The organism is Rhizobium sp. 18055 (assembly GCF_902706285.1).
GTDB lineage: Bacteria > Pseudomonadota > Alphaproteobacteria > Rhizobiales > Rhizobiaceae > Rhizobium.
The window spans coordinates 75,531-95,797 of sequence record NZ_CACSKD010000002.1 but is presented as its reverse complement, the minus strand read 5'-3'; the positions used below and the strand labels follow the sequence as shown (position 1 = coordinate 95,797).

20 protein-coding genes and 1 pseudogene are annotated in these 20,267 nt (G+C 63.1%); 8 read left to right on the top strand and 13 right to left on the bottom strand.

The features are described from left to right. Positions 1–17 precede the first annotated feature (17 nt). Positions 18–701, top strand: a complete 684-nt coding sequence (tmk, locus tag GVL52_RS03920) for a dTMP kinase (RefSeq protein ID WP_160004099.1) — start codon at positions 18–20, stop codon at positions 699–701. Beyond that, positions 694–1,719, top strand: a complete 1,026-nt coding sequence (locus GVL52_RS03915) for a DNA polymerase III subunit delta' (protein WP_160004097.1) — start codon at positions 694–696, stop codon at positions 1,717–1,719. Before tmk ends, GVL52_RS03915 begins: the two co-directional genes overlap by 8 nt. Here the strand turns inward: GVL52_RS03915 and GVL52_RS03910 are convergent, their stop codons facing one another. Further along, positions 1,720–2,517: a sulfite exporter TauE/SafE family protein gene (locus GVL52_RS03910; protein ID WP_160004095.1), complete on the bottom strand. Its 798-nt coding sequence runs from the start codon at positions 2,515–2,517 to the stop codon at positions 1,720–1,722. A 251-nt stretch (positions 2,518–2,768) separates the two neighbouring features. On the opposite strand from GVL52_RS03910, the gene metG reads away from it, so the two are divergent. From metG to GVL52_RS03895, 3 genes are read left to right on the top strand one after another with little or no spacing between them, the layout of a single operon-like run. Next, positions 2,769–4,319, top strand: a complete 1,551-nt coding sequence (metG, locus tag GVL52_RS03905; protein WP_160004093.1) for a methionine--tRNA ligase — start codon at positions 2,769–2,771, stop codon at positions 4,317–4,319. Between the two features lie 7 nt (positions 4,320–4,326). After that, a complete protein-coding gene (locus GVL52_RS03900; RefSeq protein WP_160004091.1) occupies positions 4,327–5,109 on the top strand; it encodes a TatD family hydrolase in 783 nt (260 codons plus the stop codon). A gap of 4 nt (positions 5,110–5,113) precedes the next feature. Beyond that, entirely contained in the window at positions 5,114–5,947 is an 834-nt protein-coding gene (locus GVL52_RS03895; protein WP_160004089.1) for an MBL fold metallo-hydrolase, read from the top strand. A gap of 54 nt (positions 5,948–6,001) precedes the next feature. Here the strand turns inward: GVL52_RS03895 and atzF are convergent, their stop codons facing one another. Genes atzF through GVL52_RS03845 form a run of 10 tightly spaced genes read right to left on the bottom strand, consistent with a single transcriptional unit; the run spans position 6,002 to position 16,428 of the window. Continuing rightward, positions 6,002–7,828 (bottom strand): allophanate hydrolase, encoded by a 1,827-nt coding sequence (gene atzF / locus GVL52_RS03890; RefSeq protein ID WP_160004088.1) that lies wholly within the window; start codon positions 7,826–7,828, stop codon positions 6,002–6,004. After that, a complete protein-coding gene (locus tag GVL52_RS03885; protein WP_160004087.1) occupies positions 7,825–8,178 on the bottom strand; it encodes a cupin domain-containing protein in 354 nt (117 codons plus the stop codon). Before GVL52_RS03885 ends, atzF begins: the two co-directional genes overlap by 4 nt. Beyond that, entirely contained in the window at positions 8,171–8,839 is a 669-nt protein-coding gene (locus tag GVL52_RS03880; RefSeq protein WP_160004086.1) for a cysteine hydrolase family protein, read from the bottom strand. The genes GVL52_RS03885 and GVL52_RS03880 overlap by 8 nt, the downstream gene beginning before the upstream one ends. Then, positions 8,839–10,389 (bottom strand): ABC transporter ATP-binding protein, encoded by a 1,551-nt coding sequence (locus GVL52_RS03875; RefSeq protein WP_160004085.1) that lies wholly within the window; start codon positions 10,387–10,389, stop codon positions 8,839–8,841. Before GVL52_RS03875 ends, GVL52_RS03880 begins: the two co-directional genes overlap by 1 nt. 1 nt (position 10,390) lies before the next feature. Beyond that, positions 10,391–11,446, bottom strand: coding sequence for a ring-opening amidohydrolase (locus GVL52_RS03870; protein WP_160004084.1), 1,056 nt, complete (start codon positions 11,444–11,446; stop codon positions 10,391–10,393). Continuing rightward, positions 11,446–12,147, bottom strand: coding sequence for a cysteine hydrolase family protein (locus GVL52_RS03865; protein ID WP_160004083.1), 702 nt, complete (start codon positions 12,145–12,147; stop codon positions 11,446–11,448). Before GVL52_RS03865 ends, GVL52_RS03870 begins: the two co-directional genes overlap by 1 nt. A 12-nt stretch (positions 12,148–12,159) precedes the next feature. After that, positions 12,160–13,176 carry a formamidase gene (locus GVL52_RS03860; protein ID WP_160004082.1) on the bottom strand — a complete coding sequence of 339 codons (1,017 nt, stop codon included), beginning with the start codon at positions 13,174–13,176 and terminating at the stop codon, positions 12,160–12,162. A 30-nt stretch (positions 13,177–13,206) separates the two neighbouring features. Continuing rightward, positions 13,207–14,133: an ABC transporter permease gene (locus tag GVL52_RS03855; protein ID WP_160004081.1), complete on the bottom strand. Its 927-nt coding sequence runs from the start codon at positions 14,131–14,133 to the stop codon at positions 13,207–13,209. Beyond that, positions 14,133–15,284: an ABC transporter permease gene (locus tag GVL52_RS03850; protein WP_160004080.1), complete on the bottom strand. Its 1,152-nt coding sequence runs from the start codon at positions 15,282–15,284 to the stop codon at positions 14,133–14,135. The genes GVL52_RS03855 and GVL52_RS03850 overlap by 1 nt, the downstream gene beginning before the upstream one ends. 19 nt (positions 15,285–15,303) lie before the next feature. Beyond that, positions 15,304–16,428 carry a BMP family ABC transporter substrate-binding protein gene (locus GVL52_RS03845; protein ID WP_160004079.1) on the bottom strand — a complete coding sequence of 375 codons (1,125 nt, stop codon included), beginning with the start codon at positions 16,426–16,428 and terminating at the stop codon, positions 15,304–15,306. A gap of 325 nt (positions 16,429–16,753) precedes the next feature. Here GVL52_RS03845 and GVL52_RS03840 point away from each other — a divergent pair, with 325 nt between their 5' ends. The 3 genes and pseudogenes from GVL52_RS03840 to GVL52_RS03830 all read left to right on the top strand — a co-directional run bounded on the left by GVL52_RS03840 (position 16,754) and on the right by GVL52_RS03830 (position 18,260). Next, the gene (locus GVL52_RS03840) at positions 16,754–17,431 is read left to right on the top strand and encodes a GntR family transcriptional regulator (protein WP_160004078.1); all 678 of its coding nucleotides are present in this window, start codon (positions 16,754–16,756) and stop codon (positions 17,429–17,431) included. A gap of 56 nt (positions 17,432–17,487) precedes the next feature. Continuing rightward, positions 17,488–17,883: a RidA family protein gene (locus GVL52_RS03835; RefSeq protein WP_160004077.1), complete on the top strand. Its 396-nt coding sequence runs from the start codon at positions 17,488–17,490 to the stop codon at positions 17,881–17,883. 18 nt (positions 17,884–17,901) lie between these two features. Further along, positions 17,902–18,260, top strand: a pseudogene (locus tag GVL52_RS03830) (VOC family protein). A 19-nt stretch (positions 18,261–18,279) separates the two neighbouring features. Here GVL52_RS03830 and GVL52_RS03825 read toward each other — a convergent pair. Both GVL52_RS03825 and GVL52_RS03820 read right to left on the bottom strand, forming a co-directional pair. Further along, positions 18,280–18,861: an NAD(P)H-dependent oxidoreductase gene (locus GVL52_RS03825; RefSeq protein ID WP_160004076.1), complete on the bottom strand. Its 582-nt coding sequence runs from the start codon at positions 18,859–18,861 to the stop codon at positions 18,280–18,282. Further along, positions 18,858–20,267, bottom strand: coding sequence for an FAD-binding oxidoreductase (locus GVL52_RS03820; protein ID WP_160004075.1), 1,410 nt, complete (start codon positions 20,265–20,267; stop codon positions 18,858–18,860). The genes GVL52_RS03825 and GVL52_RS03820 overlap by 4 nt, the downstream gene beginning before the upstream one ends.

The following is a 20,267-nucleotide window of genomic DNA, read 5'->3' as shown; positions in this document are numbered from 1 at the left end:
ATCGCAGGAACGTGTTGTTGTCATCCGCTACGGGATTGTTCGTTACATTTGAAGGCGGTGAAGGGGCGGGAAAGTCCACCCAGATCCGCCGGCTTGCCGATGCTCTGCGCGCGAAGGGGCACGACGTGCTGGTGACCCGCGAACCGGGCGGTTCGCCGGGCGCCGAAGCGGTGCGCCACGTGCTGCTGTCGGGGGCTGCCGAAGCCTACGGGACGCGCATGGAGGCGATCCTGTTTGCCGCCGCCCGCAACGATCATGTCGAGGAAGTCATCCGCCCGGCGCTCGGCAAGGGCAAGGTCGTGCTCTGCGACCGCTTCATGGATTCCTCGCGCGTCTATCAGGGTGTGACAGGCAATCTCGAAGCCGATTTCATCGAAACCCTGCAGCGCGTTGCCGTCGATGGCGTCGTGCCGGACTGCACCCTCATTCTCGACCTGCCGGCCAAGGCTGGCCTCGAACGGGCAAGAAGGCGTGGCGCGGCTGTCGCCACCGCGCCGGATCGGTTCGAGAAGGAAGAGCTCGAAACCCACGAGAAGCGCCGGGAGGCTTTCCTCGATATCGCCTCGCGCGAACCGGAACGCTGCCACGTCGTCAACGCCATGCAGACCGAGGAGGCGATTGCCGACGAGGTCGTCTCGATCGTCGATCAGCTGCTGGCGCCGATCGACGCGTTGAAAATGGTGGAACCCGCCCATGAGTGACGAACATCCGAGCCTGCTCGATGGCGCCATCTGGCCGCCTGAAAACACCAGGCTGTTCGGCCACGACGATGCCGAAGCGTTTTTGGCGCAGTCCTATCGCTCCGGCAAGGGCCACCATGCCTTGCTGATGGAAGGTCCATCCGGCATTGGCAAGGCAACGCTCGCCTTCCGCTTCGCCAACCACGTGCTGTCGCATCCGGACCCCGAAACTGCGCCTGAGTTTCTCTCTGACCCCGATCCCGCATCGTCCGTCAGCCGTCAGATCAACTCCGGCGCCTCGCACAATCTGCTGCATCTGGCCCGCCCGGTGGACGAGAAGACCGGCAAGATGAAATCGGCGATCACCGTCGATGAGGTTCGCCGCGCCGGGCGCTTCTTCTCGCAGACATCCGGCACCGGCAACTGGCGCATCGTCATCATCGATCCCGCCGACGACATGAACCGCAGCGCCGCCAACGCCATCCTGAAGATCCTCGAGGAGCCGCCGAAGCGGGCGCTGTTCCTGCTGATTTCGCACGCGCCGGGCAAGCTGCTGCCGACCATCCGCTCGCGCTGCCTGCCGCTGAAATTATCACCGCTCGGTGACGACGCGCTGAAATCGGCATTGACCCATCTCGGCGTCGATGCCGGCGATCCGGCTCTGCTGGCCTCGGCCAACGGCAGCGTCGGCGAGGCGCTGAAGCTGGTCAACTACGGTGGTGGCGATATCGTCGCGGCCTATAACGAGGTCCTGTCGCTGCATGGGCCTTCGGCCCGCAAGGCGATGCACCGGCTGGCCGATGCCTTGACGGGCAAGGACAACGACACGATCTTCGAGTTCTTCTCGACCCATCTCGGCGACGATCTGATGGGCAGGGCGCGTGCCGCGGCCATGGCGGGGCAGGTGGCCCAGGCCGAGCGGCTGTCGCGGCTTCACAGCGACATCATCGAGCGCCTGACGGTGTCGGATGCCTACAACCTCGATCGCAAGCAGACGATCCTCGGCATTCTCGGCGATATCAAGCAGCCGGGCCCGTGATCAGGCCGTCAGCAGCTTGAAGGCTACGACAGCAAGCGTTCCCGCCAGCACCAGCCGGATCGTTCGCTCGTGCAGCTTCGGCGCCAGCAGGCTGCCGGCGATGATGCCAGGGATCGAGCCGACCAGCAGCGCAAACAGCATGCCCCAGTCGATCTCGCCGATCATCCAGTAGCCCATGCCGCCGATCAGCGTCAGCGGCACCGCATGGACGATGTCGGAGCCGACGATTTCGCGCACGTCGAGGCGCGGATAAAGCACCAGCAGGATTGTGACGCCGAGGGCACCTGCACCGACCGACGTCAGCGTCACCAGGATGCCGAGTGCCAGGCCGAGCACCACGGTGAGCGCCACCAGAGTGGCCGGCCGCATCGGCCGACGCTCGCCCATGGAGCGCTGCGCCATCGCCATCACCTGCTTGCGGAACACCAGCATGAAGGCGGTCATCACCAGCAGCCAGCCCAGCGCGGTGGTGATTGTATGCGCCACCTCGATGCTCTTGCGATCGACGCCCGAGAGCAACCAGAGCATCACCAGCGCTGCCGGCACGCTGCCGGCGGCAAGACAGCCGACGATGCGCCAGTTGATCCGTCCGTGCATGCCGTGAACCGCAGTACCCGCACTCTTGGTCACCGCAGCGTAAAGCAGATCGGTGCCGACGGCGGTGGCCGGATGGACGCCGAACAGCAGCACCAGCAGCGGCGTCATCAGCGAGCCGCCGCCGACACCTGTGATGCCGACCAGTGCCCCGACGAAGAAACCGGAGAGCGAATAGAGCGGATCGAAGCCGGATAGGGTCAATGCGCAGGCCTCTGGCCTGCATGGAAAACGTTGCTGCGGAGCCCGTCTGATGTCACGTTTGCTTAACCCTGTTCTCTGTGCCCCTTGCGTAGAGCGCGGAAAAAAACGAGTCAAGCGCAGGCCTACGCAGATGATTGAATCCACATGCCTTGCGGGCGTCGCTTTCCAAACTTAGTGTTTCGCTTCGCCGCCACATGCGCTAAGGAGCGGCATATAAATTTCAAAGAATAAGCCGCACGAGAATGACCGCCATGACCGACAAGACACCCTTTTACATCACCACCGCGATTTCATACCCGAACGGCAAGCCGCATATCGGCCATGCCTACGAATTGATCGCGACCGATGTCATGGCGCGCTACCAGCGCCTCGACGGCAAGGATGTCTTCTTCCTCACCGGCACCGACGAGCACGGCCAGAAGATGCAGCAGACGGCACGTGCCGAAGGCATCACCGCGCAGGAGCTTGCCGACCGCAATTCCGGCGAGTTCGAGGCGATGGCGAAGCTTTTGAATGCGTCCAACGACGACTTCATCCGCACCACCCAGGAGCGTCACCACGAGACGTCCAGGAACATCTGGAACCGGATGGCCGAGAGCGGCGACATCTACAAGGATAGCTACGCCGGCTGGTATTCGGTGCGCGACGAAGCCTATTACCAGGAAGAAGAGACCGAGGTTCGCGCCGATGGCGTGCGCTACGGGCCGCAGGGTACGCCGGTCGAGTGGGTGGAAGAGGCGAGCTACTTCTTCAAGCTCTCCGAATACCAGGACAAGCTGCTGGCGCTCTACGAAGCCAATCCCGATTTCATCGGTCCGGCCGAGCGTCGCAACGAGATCATCTCCTTCGTCAAGTCGGGCCTGCGCGACCTGTCGATCTCGCGCACCACCTTCGACTGGGGCATCAAGGTTCCGAACGATCCCGAACATGTGATGTATGTGTGGGTCGATGCGCTGACCAACTACATCACCGCCACCGGCTACATCGAAGACCCGAACGGCCCGCGGGCGAAGTACTGGCCGGCCGACGTTCACATCATCGGCAAGGACATCATCCGCTTCCATGCGGTCTACTGGCCCGCCTTTCTGATGTCGGCCAAGCTGCCGCTGCCAAAGCGCGTCTTCGCGCATGGCTTCGTCTTGAACAACGGCGAGAAGATGTCGAAGTCGCTCGGCAACGTGGTCGATCCCTACGAGATTGTCGAAAAATTCGGTACCGACTATGTGCGCTATTTCTTTTGCCGGGAGCTCTCGTTCGGCCAGGATGGCAACGCCAACGACGCGTTGATCGCCACGCGATGCAATGCCGACCTCGCCAATGGCATCGGCAATCTTGCCAGCCGTTCGCTGTCTATGATCGCCAAGAACTGCGATGGCCGCATCCCGACGCCCGGCCCGCTGACCGAGGCCGACGAGGCGATCCTGAAGATTGCCGACGATGCCATTACCATCTGCCGCGAGGAGATGGACAAACAGCAGATCCACAAGGCGGTTGCAGCCATCATCAACATCGTCTCCGAGGCCGACCGCTATTTTGCCGGCCAGGCGCCGTGGGTGCTGAAAAAGACCGATGAAGCGCGCATGGGCACGGTGCTTTATGTCACCGCCGAAGTCGTGCGCCAGATCGCCATCCTGTTGCAGCCTTTCGTGCCTCAATCGGCCGACAAGCTGCTTGATCTGGTGGCCGCGGCTGCCGACAAGCGTGACTTCACCGCGCTGGGCGAAGCGGGCCGTCTGGTTCCGGGCACGCTGCTCGAAGCGCCGACGCCGGTGTTCCCGCGTTACGTCGCGCCGGAGGCGTGAGGCCGAGATGCTGATCGATACGCACTGCCATCTGGATTTCGCCGATTTCGATGCGGAGCGCGACGAGATCGTCAAGCGCGCCCATGACAGTGGCGTCAAGCAGATGGTGACGATCTGCACCCGCGTCCGCAAGCTGGACGGGCTTCTTGCCATCACCGAGACATACCCGTCGGTGTTCTGCTCGGTCGGCACCCATCCGAACAGCGCCAACGAGGAACTCGACATCCAGACCGAGGATCTCGTTCGACTGGCCATGAGCCACGAGAAGATCGTCGCTATAGGTGAGGCCGGCCTCGATTATTTCTACGATACACAGACGCCTGAGGACCAGAAGACCGGCTTCCTGCGCCATATCGCGGCGGCGCGCGAAACCAAGCTTCCCTTGGTCATCCATAGCCGGAGCGCCGACGACGACATGGCGGCGATCCTGACCGAGGAGACGGGGAAGGGTGCTTTCCCCTTCATCCTGCATTGCTTCTCGGCCGGCCCGGAACTGGCCAAGACCGGCGTCGATCTCGGCGGCTACATCTCGTTTTCCGGTATCCTGACCTTCCCGAAGTCGGAAGAACTGCGCGATATCGCCAGGACGATCCCGCATGACCGCCTGCTGGTCGAGACCGACGCACCATATCTGGCGCCGAAGCGCTGGCGCGGCAAGCGCAACGAGCCGTCCTACGTAGTCAACACCGCAGAGGTCCTGGCTGATACGCTCGGCCTCAGCTATGCCGAGATGGCCGCCCTCACCACCGACAATGCCTTCCGCTGCTTCTCCAAGATGCCGAGGATATGACACGGTGGGTTACCTCAGGCGCTTCACCATTCTCGGCTGCGGTTCATCGCCAGGCGTACCGCGCATAACCGGCGACTGGGGCGCCTGCGACCCTGCAAACCCGAAGAATCGCCGGACCCGCGCATCGTTCATGGTGCAGCAGTTCGACGACAATGGCGGCGTCACCACTGTCGTCGTTGATACAGGGCCGGATTTTCGCGAACAGATGATTGCCGCCAAGGTCGGTCATATCGATGCGGTGATGTACACCCACGCCCATGCCGACCATATCCACGGCCTCGACGATCTGCGTGGCTACTATTTCGGCTCGCAGCAACGCGTGCCGATCTATGCCGACCAGGTGACCATGGACCGCATCCGCCAGGGTTTTGGCTATTGCATCGACACGCCGCCCGGCAGCAATTACCCGCCGATCGTCGAAGCACGGTTGATCACCGATCTCGACCAGCCGATCCGCATCACCGGCGCCGGCGGCACCATCACACTGCGCCCGCACCTACAGCAGCACGGCGACATCACCTCGCTCGGTTTTCGCATCGGCGACGTCGCCTATTGCAGCGACATCAGCGATTTCCCCCTGCAAACGCCGCCGAAGCTTGAAGGCCTGGATGTGCTCATCATCGATGCCCTGCAGTATCGCTACCATCCGAGCCATCTCTCGCTGGAACAGTCGCTGGACTGGATCGCCAGACTGGCGCCGAAGCACGCGGTCCTGACGCACATGCACACGCCGCTCGACTATGACACGGTCATGGCGGAGACGCCGGAGCATATTGCCCCGGCCTATGATCAGATGAGTTTCGAGGTCGAGCTGGCAGAACTCGAAGGCTCCGAGTAGGCGGCTCCGCGCCGTGGTTTCTCCGCGGTGCCCGGTCCTCGTCGCCTCCAGCGCTCAGCTGGCACCGCTGATCCGTTGCGTCGCAGCGTCCGCGACGTAGCTCCGCCAGCCGCCATAGGCGGTAATATCGGCCGCTCCGACGATCGCCGCCGCCTCGACCAGGAACCCCTTGACGCTCGTCCCGTCCGACAGAGCGATGGTCCCGATGCCGAGCGGCGAGGGGATGGCTGCGACAAACGACCCGAAGGCCGCAGGCGTCAAGCGCCACACCTCGACATCCACCGCGCCGCCCTGGCCGGGCTCGACACGGATCAGCCCCGGTTTGGCTGGCAGCTGACCCGCCAGTGCGTAGAGCCGGTAGGCATCCGACGTCTGCGCCTCGCGCACGAATTTCGCATCCAGATCGCGAAGCTGAACGTTGAGCGGCATCCCCGACAGATGCGCCCCGACCACGACGATCTCGATCATCGTCGGTTCGACGATCACGTCAGCGGCCGCACTGTCCGGCAAAGCCCACCCGGTTGCCCCAAGCGCCAAGCCCGAAGCCTTGTGGACCTCGCGCGCCAGCGATGCCGTCAACCCATCCTTGCTGAAGGGTGCGAGCAGCGTCACGCTCGCCGGCAGTCCATCGCTGCGCTTGCCCGTCGGCACTGCGATGCCGCACATGTCGAGCAGATTGACGAAATTGGTGTAGGTCCCCAGCCGCGAGTTCTCGCGGATCGGCTCGGCCACAAGATCGGCGAGCGTATAGTGCGACGGTGCGGTCGGCACGCAGAACAGATCGACGGAGGCAATCACCGGCGCCAGCGTCTGTTTCAGCGCCTGCAGCGCATAAAGGCCCTTGAAGGCATCGGCCGCCGTCAGGTCCTTTGCCGCGCCATAGATCTTGCGCGTCACCGGATGAAAGCTTGTTTCATGGCTGTCGAAGAACGCCTCGACCGCCGCGTAGCGCTCCGCCACCCAGGCACCTTCGTAGAGCAGATTGGCGACACGGTAGAAATCGCCGAATGGGATCTCGACGATCTTGTGGCCGAAACCTTCCAGCATCGTCAGCGCATCTTCATAGGAGGCTTCCATCACGGTGTCGCCGAAGAACAGCCGATCCGCTTTGGCGGGCACGCCGACCGTCAGCACCGGCGGGAGGGCGACGTCGCCGCTCGCCTTGACCGGCCGCGAATAGGCGTCTGTCGTATCCTCGCGCGCCGCAACGCCGAACACAGCCCACGCGTCATCGACGGTCAGCGCAAACACCGAGACGCAGTCGAGCGTCCGGCACGCGGGTATCACACCCGTGGTCGAGAACGCCCCGACGCTCGGCTTCAGCCCGACGATATTGTTGAGCCCGGCCGGAATGCGCCCGGAACCGGCCGTATCTGTCCCCAGCGCGAAACTGACGATCCCCTGCGCTGTGGCCACCGCCGACCCGGAACTGGAACCACCCGGCACCAGCGTCGGGTCGATGGCATTGCGCGGGATCGGGTAGGGCGAGCGGACACCCACGAGGCCGGTGGCGAACTGGTCGAGATTGGTCTTGCCGATCACCAGCGCGCCGGCCTCTCTCAGCAGCCGCACGATGGTCGCATCGTCTTTTGCCATATAGGCGTAGTCGGGGCAGGCGGCCGTGGTCGGCATGCGCCGGACATCGATGTTGTCCTTGACCGCAAAGGGGATGCCCCATAGCGGCTTGCCCACCGGATCGAAGGTCCCGAGCGCACTCGCTTCGGAAAGCAGCGCCTGCCGGTCGGCGATATGCAGAAAGATGCCGGGATCATCGACCGCGTCGATCCGTGCGAATACCTGATCGATGATCTCGGCGACAGTCCCACCGGCACCATAGAAGGCGTGCAGCGATGCGATATCGAAGGCGGGCGCGCTCGTCATGCCGCTTCCTCCTCGAGGATCGTCACCGGCCGGTCCCACTGGATCAGCACGACACAGCCGCTATCGCTCCACACCGAGTGCTCGGTGCCGATGGCGTTGACGATATAGCTGCCAACGGCGTAATCGCCGGTCTCGTCGGACTGCACGCCGTCCAGCACCAGAATGGTCTCCAGACCCTCATGGCGATGCCGAGGCACCGACGCGCCGGGCTCGTATTTGAGCAGTGCCACGCCCGGCTGGTCGCCGTCGAAGGGCTTGATCCAGTGGATCGTCACGTCCTTGCGAAAGGGGCCGAATGATAGCTCTTTCCAGCCGCCCGAGGTCAGCAGTTCACGTGTTGTTTCAGGCATGGCTGATGCTCTCCAATATGTCGTCTACATGCGCCGTCCAGCCGACGATCGCGCCCTGGGCGCGGATCATCGCGATGGCGGCGTCCTTGAATTCGGGGAAATAGCTCTCCGTCGCCTCTTCGGCGAGCAGGCATTCGTAGCCGCGGTCATTGGCCTCGCGCATCGTCGTCTGCACGCAGACCTCGGTGGTGACGCCGGCAAACACCAGCTGGCTGATACCCCTGGCCTTCAGCACCTCGCCAAGTTCGGTGGCGTAGAACGCACCTTTTCCCGGCTTCTCGATGACGATCTCGCCATCGATGGGGGCCAGCTCCGGCAGGATCGCCGTGCCGGGTTCACCGACGATCAGCACCCGCCCCATCGGCCCTTCGTCACCGATCCTGAGACTTGGATTGCCGCGATTGCGCTTGGCCGACGGCAGGTCGGAGAGGTCGGGCCTGTGGCACTCCATCGTGTGGATCACAGGCAGCCCGGCATCGCGAAACCCCTGGATCAGCCGCTTGACGTCGGGCACGATTTTGGTGATCCGCCCGACATCATTGCCGAGGCTGGCGCCGAAGCCGCCGGGCTCCGCGAAATCGCGCTGCATGTCGATGACGATGAGCGCCAGTTGATCCGGCCTGGCGGGAAATGCGAAGGGTTGAGCCCGGATCTCGACCATCAGTGATGCCCCGCCATGTGAGAGCCGATCACCGAGATATCGGCGGCCAGCGCCGGTGTCTCGTAGACCAGCTTGCCCTCGGAGATCACCATGATCCGGTCGGACATCTCCAGCAACTCGTCAAGATCTTCCGACAGCAGCAGCACCGCCGCCCCGGAATTGCGCGCCCGCATGATGCGCGCCCGGATTTCGGCCACCGCCGAGAAATCGAGCCCGAAGCAGGGGTTGGAGACGATCAGCAGATCGACCTCGCCGGTCAGTTCACGTGCCAGCACCGCGCGCTGCACATTGCCACCGGAGAGTGCCGCGATCGGCGAGGCGGAGGAGGCGGTCTTCACCTTGAAATCGGCGATCAGATCGCCGGCCCGCTTCTTCATCTTGCCCTTGCTCAGCCAGATCGCATCCTTGCCGTCGGCCTTCAGGTCGAAGGTGCGGAAGGCGAGGTTTTCGCTCACCGTCATCCTAGGGGCGCAGGCGTTCTGCAGCGGCTCCTCGGGAATGAAGCGGACGTGGTTCCTGCGGGTTTCCTGCCGCGTGGCGCCATAGCTGCCGCCGTTGACCTCGACGGTGCCTGTATCCGTCGGACGCTGGCCGGCGAGGATCTCGGTGAGTTCCTTCTGGCCGTTCCCCGAAATACCGGCAATGCCAACGATCTCACCGGAGCGCACCGTCAGGTTCTCGATCTCGATGGTCTTCAACCCCGACCGATCCGGCGCCTTGACCTTCTCGACCTTGAGCACCGATTTCGCCGTCGAGGACACCGGCACGCGCGTATCGAGCTCGGCAAGCTTGACGTCGCCGATCATCATCGACGCCATCTCGGCCGTGGAAAGCTCTCCGACCTTACCGCCGCCGACCAGCTTGCCGCGGCGCAGGATCGAAACGGCATCGGCAAATTTCGTCACCTCGTGGAACTTGTGCGAGATCATCAGCACCGTCAGTTCGCCGCGCTCGGTCATACCCCTGACAAGGCCGAGCATCTCGTCGGCTTCGGCGGGCGTCAGCACCGAGGTCGGCTCGTCCAGCACCAGGAAGGAGCGGCCGAGATAGAGTTGCTTGACGATCTCGAGCTTCTGCTTTTCGCCTGCTGCCAGTTCGCTGACGGGCCGATCCAGCGGGATCTTGAACGGCATCCGCTCCATGAAGGCTGAGAGATCTCTGCGTTCCTTGGCCCAGTTGATCACTGCCGGCACCACAGCGCGGCTGATGACAAGGTTCTCGGCGCCGGTCAGCGACGGTACCAGCGTAAAATGCTGGTAGACCATGCCCAGCCCATAGGCGGCGGCATCCTTCGGTGAGCCGACGGCCACCTCGCGGCCATCCACCGACAGCGACCCTGATGTCTGGTGGTAGAAACCCATGATGCATTTCACCAGCGTCGACTTGCCGGCGCCGTTTTCGCCGAGCAGCGCATGAAACGTGCCGGCCGGGATATCGACCGATACATTGTCGAGCGCCGTGAAGCCGCCGAAGCGCATGGTCATGCCGATGGTCTGGATGCCGACGGCCTTGCCGGCCTGGGGAAGAGGCGTGTCGCGGATGGTGCTCACTTCAGGTCTCCTGTTCGACGATGATTGCCACGGGCCCGCCGCCGGGCGGCCCCTGATGCTCGGCGCCGCCCGAGACGTAGAGATCGGTCATGCCGAACACACCGGCCAGCACACCACCGACAAAGGCGCGCGCATGCCGGGTGCCTGCAATGTCGGAATCGCCGAGCATCGTGTGCCGGTTGCCACGGACGTCGCCGGATGGATCCGGCTCAGCCTTGGCCAGCACCGCTTTCAACTGGCCATTGGCGGGAAGACGCTCACGGGCCGCCCTTACGGATTGCGTATCGATTGCGTCCTTCATCACGGCATGATCGATGGAGAGCGGCCCGGACCACTTGGCGCTCATGCCGAGGACGACGATCTCGTGGTCCAATAGCTCGACACCCGCCGACGCCGAAGCGCGACCCGAAAACAGCGCATGGCGGGTGCCGATATCGGCATCGGAAATCTCCGAAGCCTCAACCTCGCCCAACGCCACCGCGACGCCAAGCGCCGATGCACCACGCGAAAGCCCCATGGATTTCAGCGTGTCGCGCGTGGCAACGGTCTTGCCGGATGCTTCCGCCCTGGCGATCCGCTGGGTGGTCAGCAACGGGCATTTGATCTGCACGAAATGCACGTCGGCGATATCCTCGATGCCGGCATCGGCAATCGCCGCCGTCACAGCATCCGCAACCGACAGCACCTGCTCGCGCCGGCCGAGATGCTCGGCGGGCAGATCAGCCGTCCTGGCCACACCGATTGCCAGGGCCCGTTCGCCCGGCGCATCGACCCGCTCGCGGGCGAACACCGTCCAGTGCGGCGATAGCGCGCCTTCGGTGCCACCGGACATGACGATCGACACACCCTCGACATCGTGTTTCGCAAACAGCGTCTCGAAACTCGTTGTCGCATAGCCACGGGTGAAATCGTTGACGCAGCCGTTGCCCTCGGTCTTGCCGAGAATGGCGACGACATCGCGCGGCTTCAGGCCATCGGCAAACAGCGCCTCGACCCGGGAGATGTCATCCGGGCCGTCGGCGGCAACGCGAAACACATGGGCACGCAGGGATGGCATCAGGGCAGGGCCTCGACAAGATCGGTGGAATTGGAGACCGAGCCGAACACGCCACCCTGCATCTTCACCATGTTGATGGCGGCGAGGTGGTTGTTGTAGTCGGTGGCGCCGCAGCAGTCTTCCAGCAGCAGGCATTCGAAGCCGCGGTCATTGGCCTCGCGCATCGTGGTGGAAACGCAGACATCGGTGGTGATGCCGGTCAGGATGATGTTCTCGATGCGCTTCTGGTTGAGGATCAATTCGAGATCGGTGGCGCAGAACGAACCCTTCCCCGGCTTGTCGATGATCACCTCGCCTGCGAGCGGATAGAGCTCGGGAATGATGTCCCAGCCCGGCTCGCCGCGCACCAGGATGCGGCCGCACGGGCCGGCGTCGCCGATACCGGCGCCGATCCGCTGCGAGCGCCAGCGCTTGTTGGCGGGCAGGTCGGCGAGATCGGGGCGATGTCCCTCGCGGGTGTGGATGATGTGGTAGCCCTTGGCGCGCATCGCCGTCAGCACCGTCTTGATCGGCTCGATCGGCGCCTGCACTAGCGACAGGTCGTAGCCCATATGATCGACATAACCGCCCTTGCCGCAGAAATCGGTCTGCATGTCGATGATGATCAAAGCGGTGTTGTCGGGCCTGAGCGCGCCGTTATAGGGCCAGGGATAGGGATCGGCCTTGACATAGTGCTCTTTGGTTTCGGTCGTCACGTCCATCGTCTGTCTCCTCTATTCGCCCGCAAGCTTGAAGGTGTCGCCATAGCGCCTGACCGGTTTGTCGAAGCCGCAGGAGGTGCCGTCGGTGACCTTGATCTGGCCTTCCCAGGGCAGCTCGTATTGGCCGGCGATCAGGTCGTGCATGTAGGTATAGGGCGCGTCACCCGCGCCGCCTGCGACCGCGACATAGCCGCGGTGGCCGAACTGGTAGATGTTGTTCTCGACGCCCCAGCCGAGCCGCGCCTCGCGCACCAGATCGGGCCGCACCTCGGCGGTGATGATCTCGTTGACCCGGCCGGATGTGCCATGCGCGATGATCGCGCCGTCGAAGTTACAGATCATCCCTTCGCCCATGCTGTCGAAGGTGCCGTCGGAGCCGCACATGCAGATGCTCGCCGTCACCATCAGGTTGCAGAAGGCATTCGACTGGTTGGTGAACTTCCAGCTGTCGCGGATCGGTGCGGTGTAGCCTGCCGTGCGGATCATGATCTCCGCACCCTTGTAGGCACACTCCCGCGCCATCTCCGGGAACATGCCGTCATGGCAGATGATCAGCGCCAGCTTGGCGCCGCGCGGACCGACGATGACGGGAATGCCGAGATTGCCCGGCTCCCACGGTTCCACCGGCACCCAGGGGTGCATCTTGCGATAATAGAGCTTCAGCTCGCCGGTATCGTCGATGACGATGCCGGAATTATACGGCATCCCTTCTGGGTTAAACTCCATGATCGAGAAGCAGCCCCAGATCCGATTGTCGCTGCATGCCTTCTTGAAGGCCGCGACCTCCGGCCCGTCCATCCGGCACATGATCTCCGGGTTGATGTCCATCGACAGCCCGTGCAGCGCATACTCAGGAAATACCACCAGATCCATACCCGGCTGGTTGCGCCGCGCCTTGGCGACCAGATCGACGATCACCTGCGTCTGTCGCGCCAGATCGTCCCTGGTGATCGTCACCGGGAGCTGCAGCTGCACTAGCCCGATGCCGACGCCGTGTTCCGACTTGTTGAGCCCGCCAAGACCATTCATGGCCAATCTCCTTCATTTCATGAGTGGCAATTATTTGGTTAGCGAAAGCGCGCCCGGCGCGCCTGACAGCGAGCGGGTGGGCGAGGAGGTGGCAATCAGGATGGCGAGCGTCAGCACGTAAGGGGCTGCGTAGAACAGGTAGTAGCCCTGCGTGACGCCGACCGATTGCAGCGCCGGGCCGAGCGCCCCGGCACCGCCGAACAGCAGCGCCGCAAGGAAGCAGCCGATCGGGTTCCAGCGCGCGAAAATCACCAGCGCCACCGCCATCAGGCCCTGACCGGAGGAAATCCCTTCGTTCCATGAGCCCGGATAATAGAGCGACAGATAGGCCCCGCCGACCGCTGCCAGCGATCCACCGACGGCGGTGGCCAGCAGCCGCACCCGATCCGGATTGATGCCCATCGCACGGGCCGCATCGGTGCTGTCGCCGACGACGCGCAGCACCAGGCCGATGCGGGTGTTCTTGAACGCCCACCAGAGCACCACCGCCAGCAGCGCGCCGAGGATGAACAGCACGTTGATATTCAGCGCCGCCTGAATCTGCGGCATGGCGGACCATGTGCCGAGCGGGATCGACGGGAGGTGTGGCGCCACCGGCTTGATGAACGGCTTGCCGAGGAAGAAGGCGAGGCCGAGGCCGAACTGCATCATGGCGATGCCGATGGCGATGTCGTTGACCTTCGGCCACTTGCAGATCCAGCCGTGGATCAGCCCCAGCGCGGCGCCGGTGCCCATCGCCGCCAGCACGCCGAGCCATGCCGAGCCGCTCATCACGGCGACGGCGTAGGCGGTCATCGCGCCGAACACCAGCGTGCCCTCGAGCCCGAGATTGATGCGGCCGGAGCGCTCGGTGATCGTCTCGCCGAGGCTGACGAAGATGAACGGGGTGGAGACGCGGATGGCGCCTGCGAAAATGGCCAGGGGAACGCCCCAGATGCCGATGCCGGTGTCGTCCATCATGCTTTCCTTTCGAAAAGGCCTGGCCTCTTCCAGAGGTCGGGATTGAAGATCTTGAAGCGGCCGTAGAAGGTCTCGCAAAACAGGATGACGACGAACAACGTCCCCTGCAGCACCAGCACGGTGGCATCCGGCAGGCCCATGCGCCGCTGGATCAATCCGCCCGAGGCATCGATGCCGCCAAGCAGGATGGCGACCGGAATGATCGCCAGCGGATTGTGTCGGGCGAGGAAGGCAACGAGGATGCCGGTGTAGCCGTATCCGGCGGCAAGCGACGCATTGGCGCTGCCCTGCACGGCGGCCACCTCGATCATCCCGGCGAGCCCGGCAAAGCTGCCGGCAATCGCGGTGAAGCCGACGATCAGGCGTCCGACCGGCAGACCCTGGATCTGCGCGGCGCGGACATTGCCGCCGGCGATGCGGGCGGCAAAGCCGTAGCTCGTCACCTCGATCAGCACCCAGGAGATGATGCAGGCGACGATGCCGATGGCGAGCCCCCAGTGGACATCCATGCCGGGGATCTTGCCGAGCATGTACTCGGCCGGCAGCGGCGTGGTCGAAGGCTTGTTGAGGCTGGCCGGATCACGCAGCGGTCCCTCGACGAACTGGTTCATCAGGGCGATGGCGATATAGGCGAGCAGCAGCGAGGAGATGGTCTCGTTGACGCCGCGGTAGTGGCGCAGGAAGCCGGCAAAGCCGATCCAGAGACCACCGACCACCATGGCGGCAGCCGCCATCAGGATCAGCACCAGGAACGGCGGCAGCGTGCCGACGAAGGGGAGTGCCGCCGCCGCCGCCGCGACGCCGCCAAGCACCACCGCTCCCTCGCCGCCGATGATGGTCAGGCCGAGGCGGGCGGGCAGGGCGACGCAGAGCGCCGTCAGAAGCAGGGGGGCAGAACGGCTGAGGCTGTTCTGCACCGAGAACCAGCTGCCGAAGCCGCCGGTGTACATCAGCTGGAAAAGCACGGCCGGCGATTTGCCGACCGCCATGATGAAGAGCGAGAAGAGCGCCAGACCGATCAGGATCGCGCCGAGGCTGATGACGATGGGCTCCGCCCGTCGCGCCAGCCATTCCAGCACCGGCCCGAGCATGGAACGCTCGGGCACGGCTGATATGGAGATTGCGGGATTGTTCGCCTCGACTGTCATGACGCTTCTCCCTTGTGGCTCAGGCCGTGGAACCGACGACGCCCTCGACCAGATAGCTCATGCTTTCGAGCTCAATCGCATCTTCGGCATAGGCCTTGCCGGCCTCGACGATGACGTTGCCCTTGTTGTCCTTCATCGGTCCCTTGAAGACCGAGAACTTGCCGGTCATCATCTCGGCATGGGTGGCTTCGAACTTGGTGCGGGCTTCGGCAGAAACGCCTGGGCCGAGCGGGCTCATCTTGACGAAGCCGTCCTTCAGGCCGCCGCGCACGAAGTTGCCGAGCTTCTCGCCCGCCTGCGCCTGCTTGATGAAGTCGGTGTAGACGTTGCCCCAGGCCCATTCGGCACCGGTCAGGTACTTCTCGGGCGCCAGCGGGCTCTGGTTGGCGTGGTAACCGCAGACGAAGGCGCCGCGGCCGGCAGCGGTCTCGACCACCACCTTCGGGCTATCGACGTGGCAGGTGATGACATCTGCCCCCTGATCGACCAGCGCATTGGTGGCTTCCGCCTCCTTCACGGCCAGCGACCACTCGCCGGTGAAGATCACCTGGCAGGTAATGGCAGGATCGACGGAGCGGGCGCCGAGCAGGAAGGAGTTGATGTTCTGCAGCACCTGCGGGATCGGCTTGGCGGCGACGAAGCCGATCTTCTTGCTCTTCGAGGCATAGCCGGCGGCGATGCCGTTCAGATACTGGCCCTGGCCGATATAGCCGAAATAGGAGCCGGTGTTCATCGGGTTCTTGCCCTCCTGCCACAGGCCGCCGCAGTGGCGGAACTGGATGTCGGGATACTTTGCGGCCATAGCCAGCATGTGCGGGTCGAAATAGCCGAAGGAGGTCGGGAAGATCACGGTCGCGCCGTCGAGGTTGATCATCGATTCCATCGTCTTCTGGACATCGACGGTCTCGGGCACGTTTTCTTCTTCGACGACGGTGATGCCGGGCATGGCCTTGAGGACAGCGGCACCCTCGGCATGTGCCTGGTTATAGCCGTAGTCGTCCTTCGGGCCGACATAGATGAAGCCGACGGTCAGAGCCGTTTGGGCGAAAGCGCTTCTCGACAGCAGGCCGGGCGACATGCCGAGCGCGCCGGCTGCGGAAGCCTGGAGGAAATGGCGGCGATTCATGGAAAGGAGTTTGGTCATTGAGATGCTCCCTGCGGCAAGGGCCGGTTCAAACAAAACGTTACGGGAAAGTGTATGCAATGACCGTGCCAGATTTTAATCCGTTGTTTTTATTAACATATATCTTATCAGCATTTCTCGCTGTGCAAACTGTATGCAGATTGATCTTCGTCATTGCGTAAAAAATCATCTGTGATTTTTAATTGTGCCTAATTACTTGAAATAGCGGCGAAATCGCTGCACCAATATCTGCACATGATCATCTAACGCACTGCAAAAACGAAATTATTTGACTTATGCTGTGCCCCGATCCATCTGTATGCAGTCGAAAGGGCAGAGTTTCAACGTGAAGCAGATCAGGCGCAGACAGATCATCCGGACCGGAACCACCGTCGAGCAGATGGTGCGCGGTATCGCCGACATGATCGTCACCGGCGTCATCTCTCCGGGTGAGCGACTGGACGAAATCTCGCTGGCTGTGCGGTTCGATGTATCGCGCACCCCGGTGCGCGAGGCGCTGCGCGAGCTCGGCGCCATGGGGCTGGTCGATCGAGAACCCAACCGCAGCGCTGTCGTCGCCAATGTCACTGAAGCCTATCTGCACTCGATGTTCGAGGCGATGTCCGAGCTCGAGGCGATCTGCGCCCGGCTCTCGGCAGAGCGCATGACGGTCGACGAGCGCCACGCGCTGGAACTCGATCACCGCGCCTCCGCAAGGCTGGTGCACGCCAATGCGCAGGAGGACTACTCCGCCCACAACACCGAGTTCCACACGCGGCTTTATCGCGGTGCCCACAATGATCATATCTACGAGATGGTGACGCAGACGCGGGCGCGACTGGCGCCGTTTCGGCGTGCCCAGTTCCGGCTGCCCGGGCGTCTGGCGAAGTCCTACGACGAGCACGATGTCATCGTTACGGCAATCATGCGCGGCGATACGGTGGCGGCCAGCCAGGCCGCTTACGGACATGTTGCCATCGTCAGCGATGCCAGTATTGTATTCGCATCCGACAAGGTCGGCTGATCCTCGATTAGGATATTAGAAAACAGTCGTAAAATATTGCTATATATAGGCTTTTCATGAAGACGTCTTTCAATCCACCTTCCGTCCGCAAGCCGTTCGGAAACTACAATCACGGCCTGCTGGCGCCTGCCGGCGCATCGTTGCTGGTCACGTCAGGCCAGCTCGGCATTGCGCTTGACGACACCATCCCCGAGGATGTCACAGCGCAGGCCGAACTCTGTTTCCAGGCGATCGGCGCGATCCTCGAAGAGGCCGGCATGAATTTCGCCGACGTCATCCGCATCTCGGGCTTCGTGACCAGACGCGAGGACTTCGCGGCCTACATGGCGGTGCGCGACCGCTACACGCTCGACCCCAAGCCGGTCTCGACGCTGATCATCGTCAGCGGCTTCACAAGGCCGGAGTTTCTGGTCGAGGTGGAGGTGACTGCCGCCCGGGTGATGACACCATAGGGAGGACGATCCTTGACTGTGCAGCTGGCAGGCATCGTGATCTATGCCAACGACCTTGAAACGACCGTCTCGTTTTACGAAAAGAATTTTTGTTCAAGGCATTGCGTTCGGAAGATGACAGAATAGTCGAACTCATCAACGAGACCGGCGGCAGCCGTATCATGGTGCATCAGGCGGCCAAGGCAGTGAAGCAGGGGCAGTCCACCGTCAAGCTGGTTTTCGCGGTCGAGGACGTCGCCGGCTTCTGCGCAGCGCGCGCTGCGGATGGACTGGACTTCGGTCCGTTGCATCAGGCCGACGGCTATGTCTACGCCAATGCCCGCGACCCATCAGGCAATCCAATCTCCGTCTCCAGTCGCGTTTTCCGCAAGGCCTGACAGCAGCGGGGCAGGGTGATCAGAACCGCTCCATCCCGACCTTCACCTTGCCGAGAAACCTTTCCCGCGATTGCGCGGTGCAATTGTTCATGTCGTAATGGGCAAGGAAGGTCACCGGCCGCAGCGGATTGATCTGCGCCCGCAGCACCCGCTTGACGATCTTCCTCGGCGGGTCGCCGGCAACAAAGGCGCGGAACGGCGTGGCGCCGTAGGTCAGCACCGCGCCGAGCTTGCGGATCTGTCGCAGCCGCGATTCCACCTTACCATCGACAAGTTCGAACGACACGCCGGGCAGCCACACCCGGTCGAAGTAACCCTTGAGGATCGCCGGAAAACCGAAGTTCCAGATGGGGGTGACGATGACAAGTCCTTCCGCCCGTTTCAGCCGCTCGACATGGTCCTTCACCAGTTCGGTATTCTCCGGGTAGTCATGATAGACCAGCCGGTCTTGGCGCGACAGCACCGGGTCGAATTCTTCGGCATAGAGGTCGCAGCCGTCGACCTCGTGCCCTGCCGTCTTCAGGCTCTCCAGCGTCTGTCGGTAGAGCGCCTTGCCATAGCTCGATTCCACCGGATGCGAGTGAAGGACCAGAACCCTCATGCGTCCTCCATCACCGATGCCAGGCCCGGGAACAGATAGTTCTCGCCGGCCGAGAAGTCGAAATCGGGGTTCTCCCAGGCGATCATCTTGCCGGGATTGAGCAGGCCCTTCGGATCGGTCTCATGCTTGAAGGCCAGCTGTATCTTGTCCGTCTGCTTCATGCCGCCTTCTTCGAGCGTGTAACGGTGCGGGTTGAAGATGAAGCAGCCGTTGTCCTGATGGATCCTGATGATCTCCTCGAGCCGCTCCTCGGTGGTGTAGCGCACCAGCGGCAGGCCCGAGCACTGGATCTGCCCGTTGAACTTGATGAATTCCAGATGGCCCGGCACCTCATCGCCGAAGATCTCGACCATCTTGGCGACCTTGGCCACATGGTCTGGACCGGGATACTGGACCTGCAGGTAGGTGAATTCGGGATCGACCTTCAGCGCCCGCAGCGTCGTGTGGTTCCAGGCGAGCTCATAGGCATGCGGAATGCCCTTCATGCTCTCCACCTTGTCGGAGCGGAAGATCACTTCGCCCTTTTGCGATGCCGTGAACGCGCTGAAAGCATCGATCGAATGCGGCGCCACCATCAGCACCACCACCGACTGTCCCTCGCGGATATACGACTTGTGGCGGGTGAAATAGCTGTAGGGGATGGGGGCGGCGATCGGGGCGATTTCCTTGACGAGGATGCCGTTGCACTTCGCCAATGCGTCCGCATAGCGCACGCCGTCCATGAAGTCGTCGTAACCGACCAGCACGTCCACCCAGTCATAGGCAGGCGCCAGCGGCATCTCGATCTCGGTGATGATGCCGTTGGTGCCATAGGCATGGCTAACCTTCTGCAGGTCCCAGCCGGTCAGGTCGAGCACCCGTGGCTCGGCTTCCATGGTGACGACACGCAGCCGGATGATGTTGCCGATATCGCGAAGCCCGCCCCAGGTGATAGAGCCGACGCCACCCGAACCGCCGGCAATGAAGCCGCCGATCGTCGCCGTCTGTGCGGTCGAGGGGTGGAAGCGCAGCTCCTGTCCGGAATGCGCCCGGGTCTGCTTGTCGAGCTGGGCGATGACGATGCCCGGCTCGCAGATCACCCGGCCGGGATGGATTTCCTTGATCTGGTCCATCGCCGCAAGGTTCAGCACGATGCCGCCCGACAGCGGCATGGCCTGGCCGTAATTGCCGGTCCCGGCGCCGCGTGGCGTTACCGGAACGCCGTGGGCGAACGCCACCTTCAGCGTCCGGATCACCTCGGCCTCGTTCTTCGGTGTCACCACAAGATCGGCCGTCACGCCGTCGAGCTGCGCCTTCAGGATCGGCGAATACCAATAGAAGTCGCGGCTCTTCTGGCGCACCAGCGCCGGATTGTCCTCAGTGGCGATGCCTTCGAGTTCCTGTTTGATTTTCTGGTAGTCCGGCAT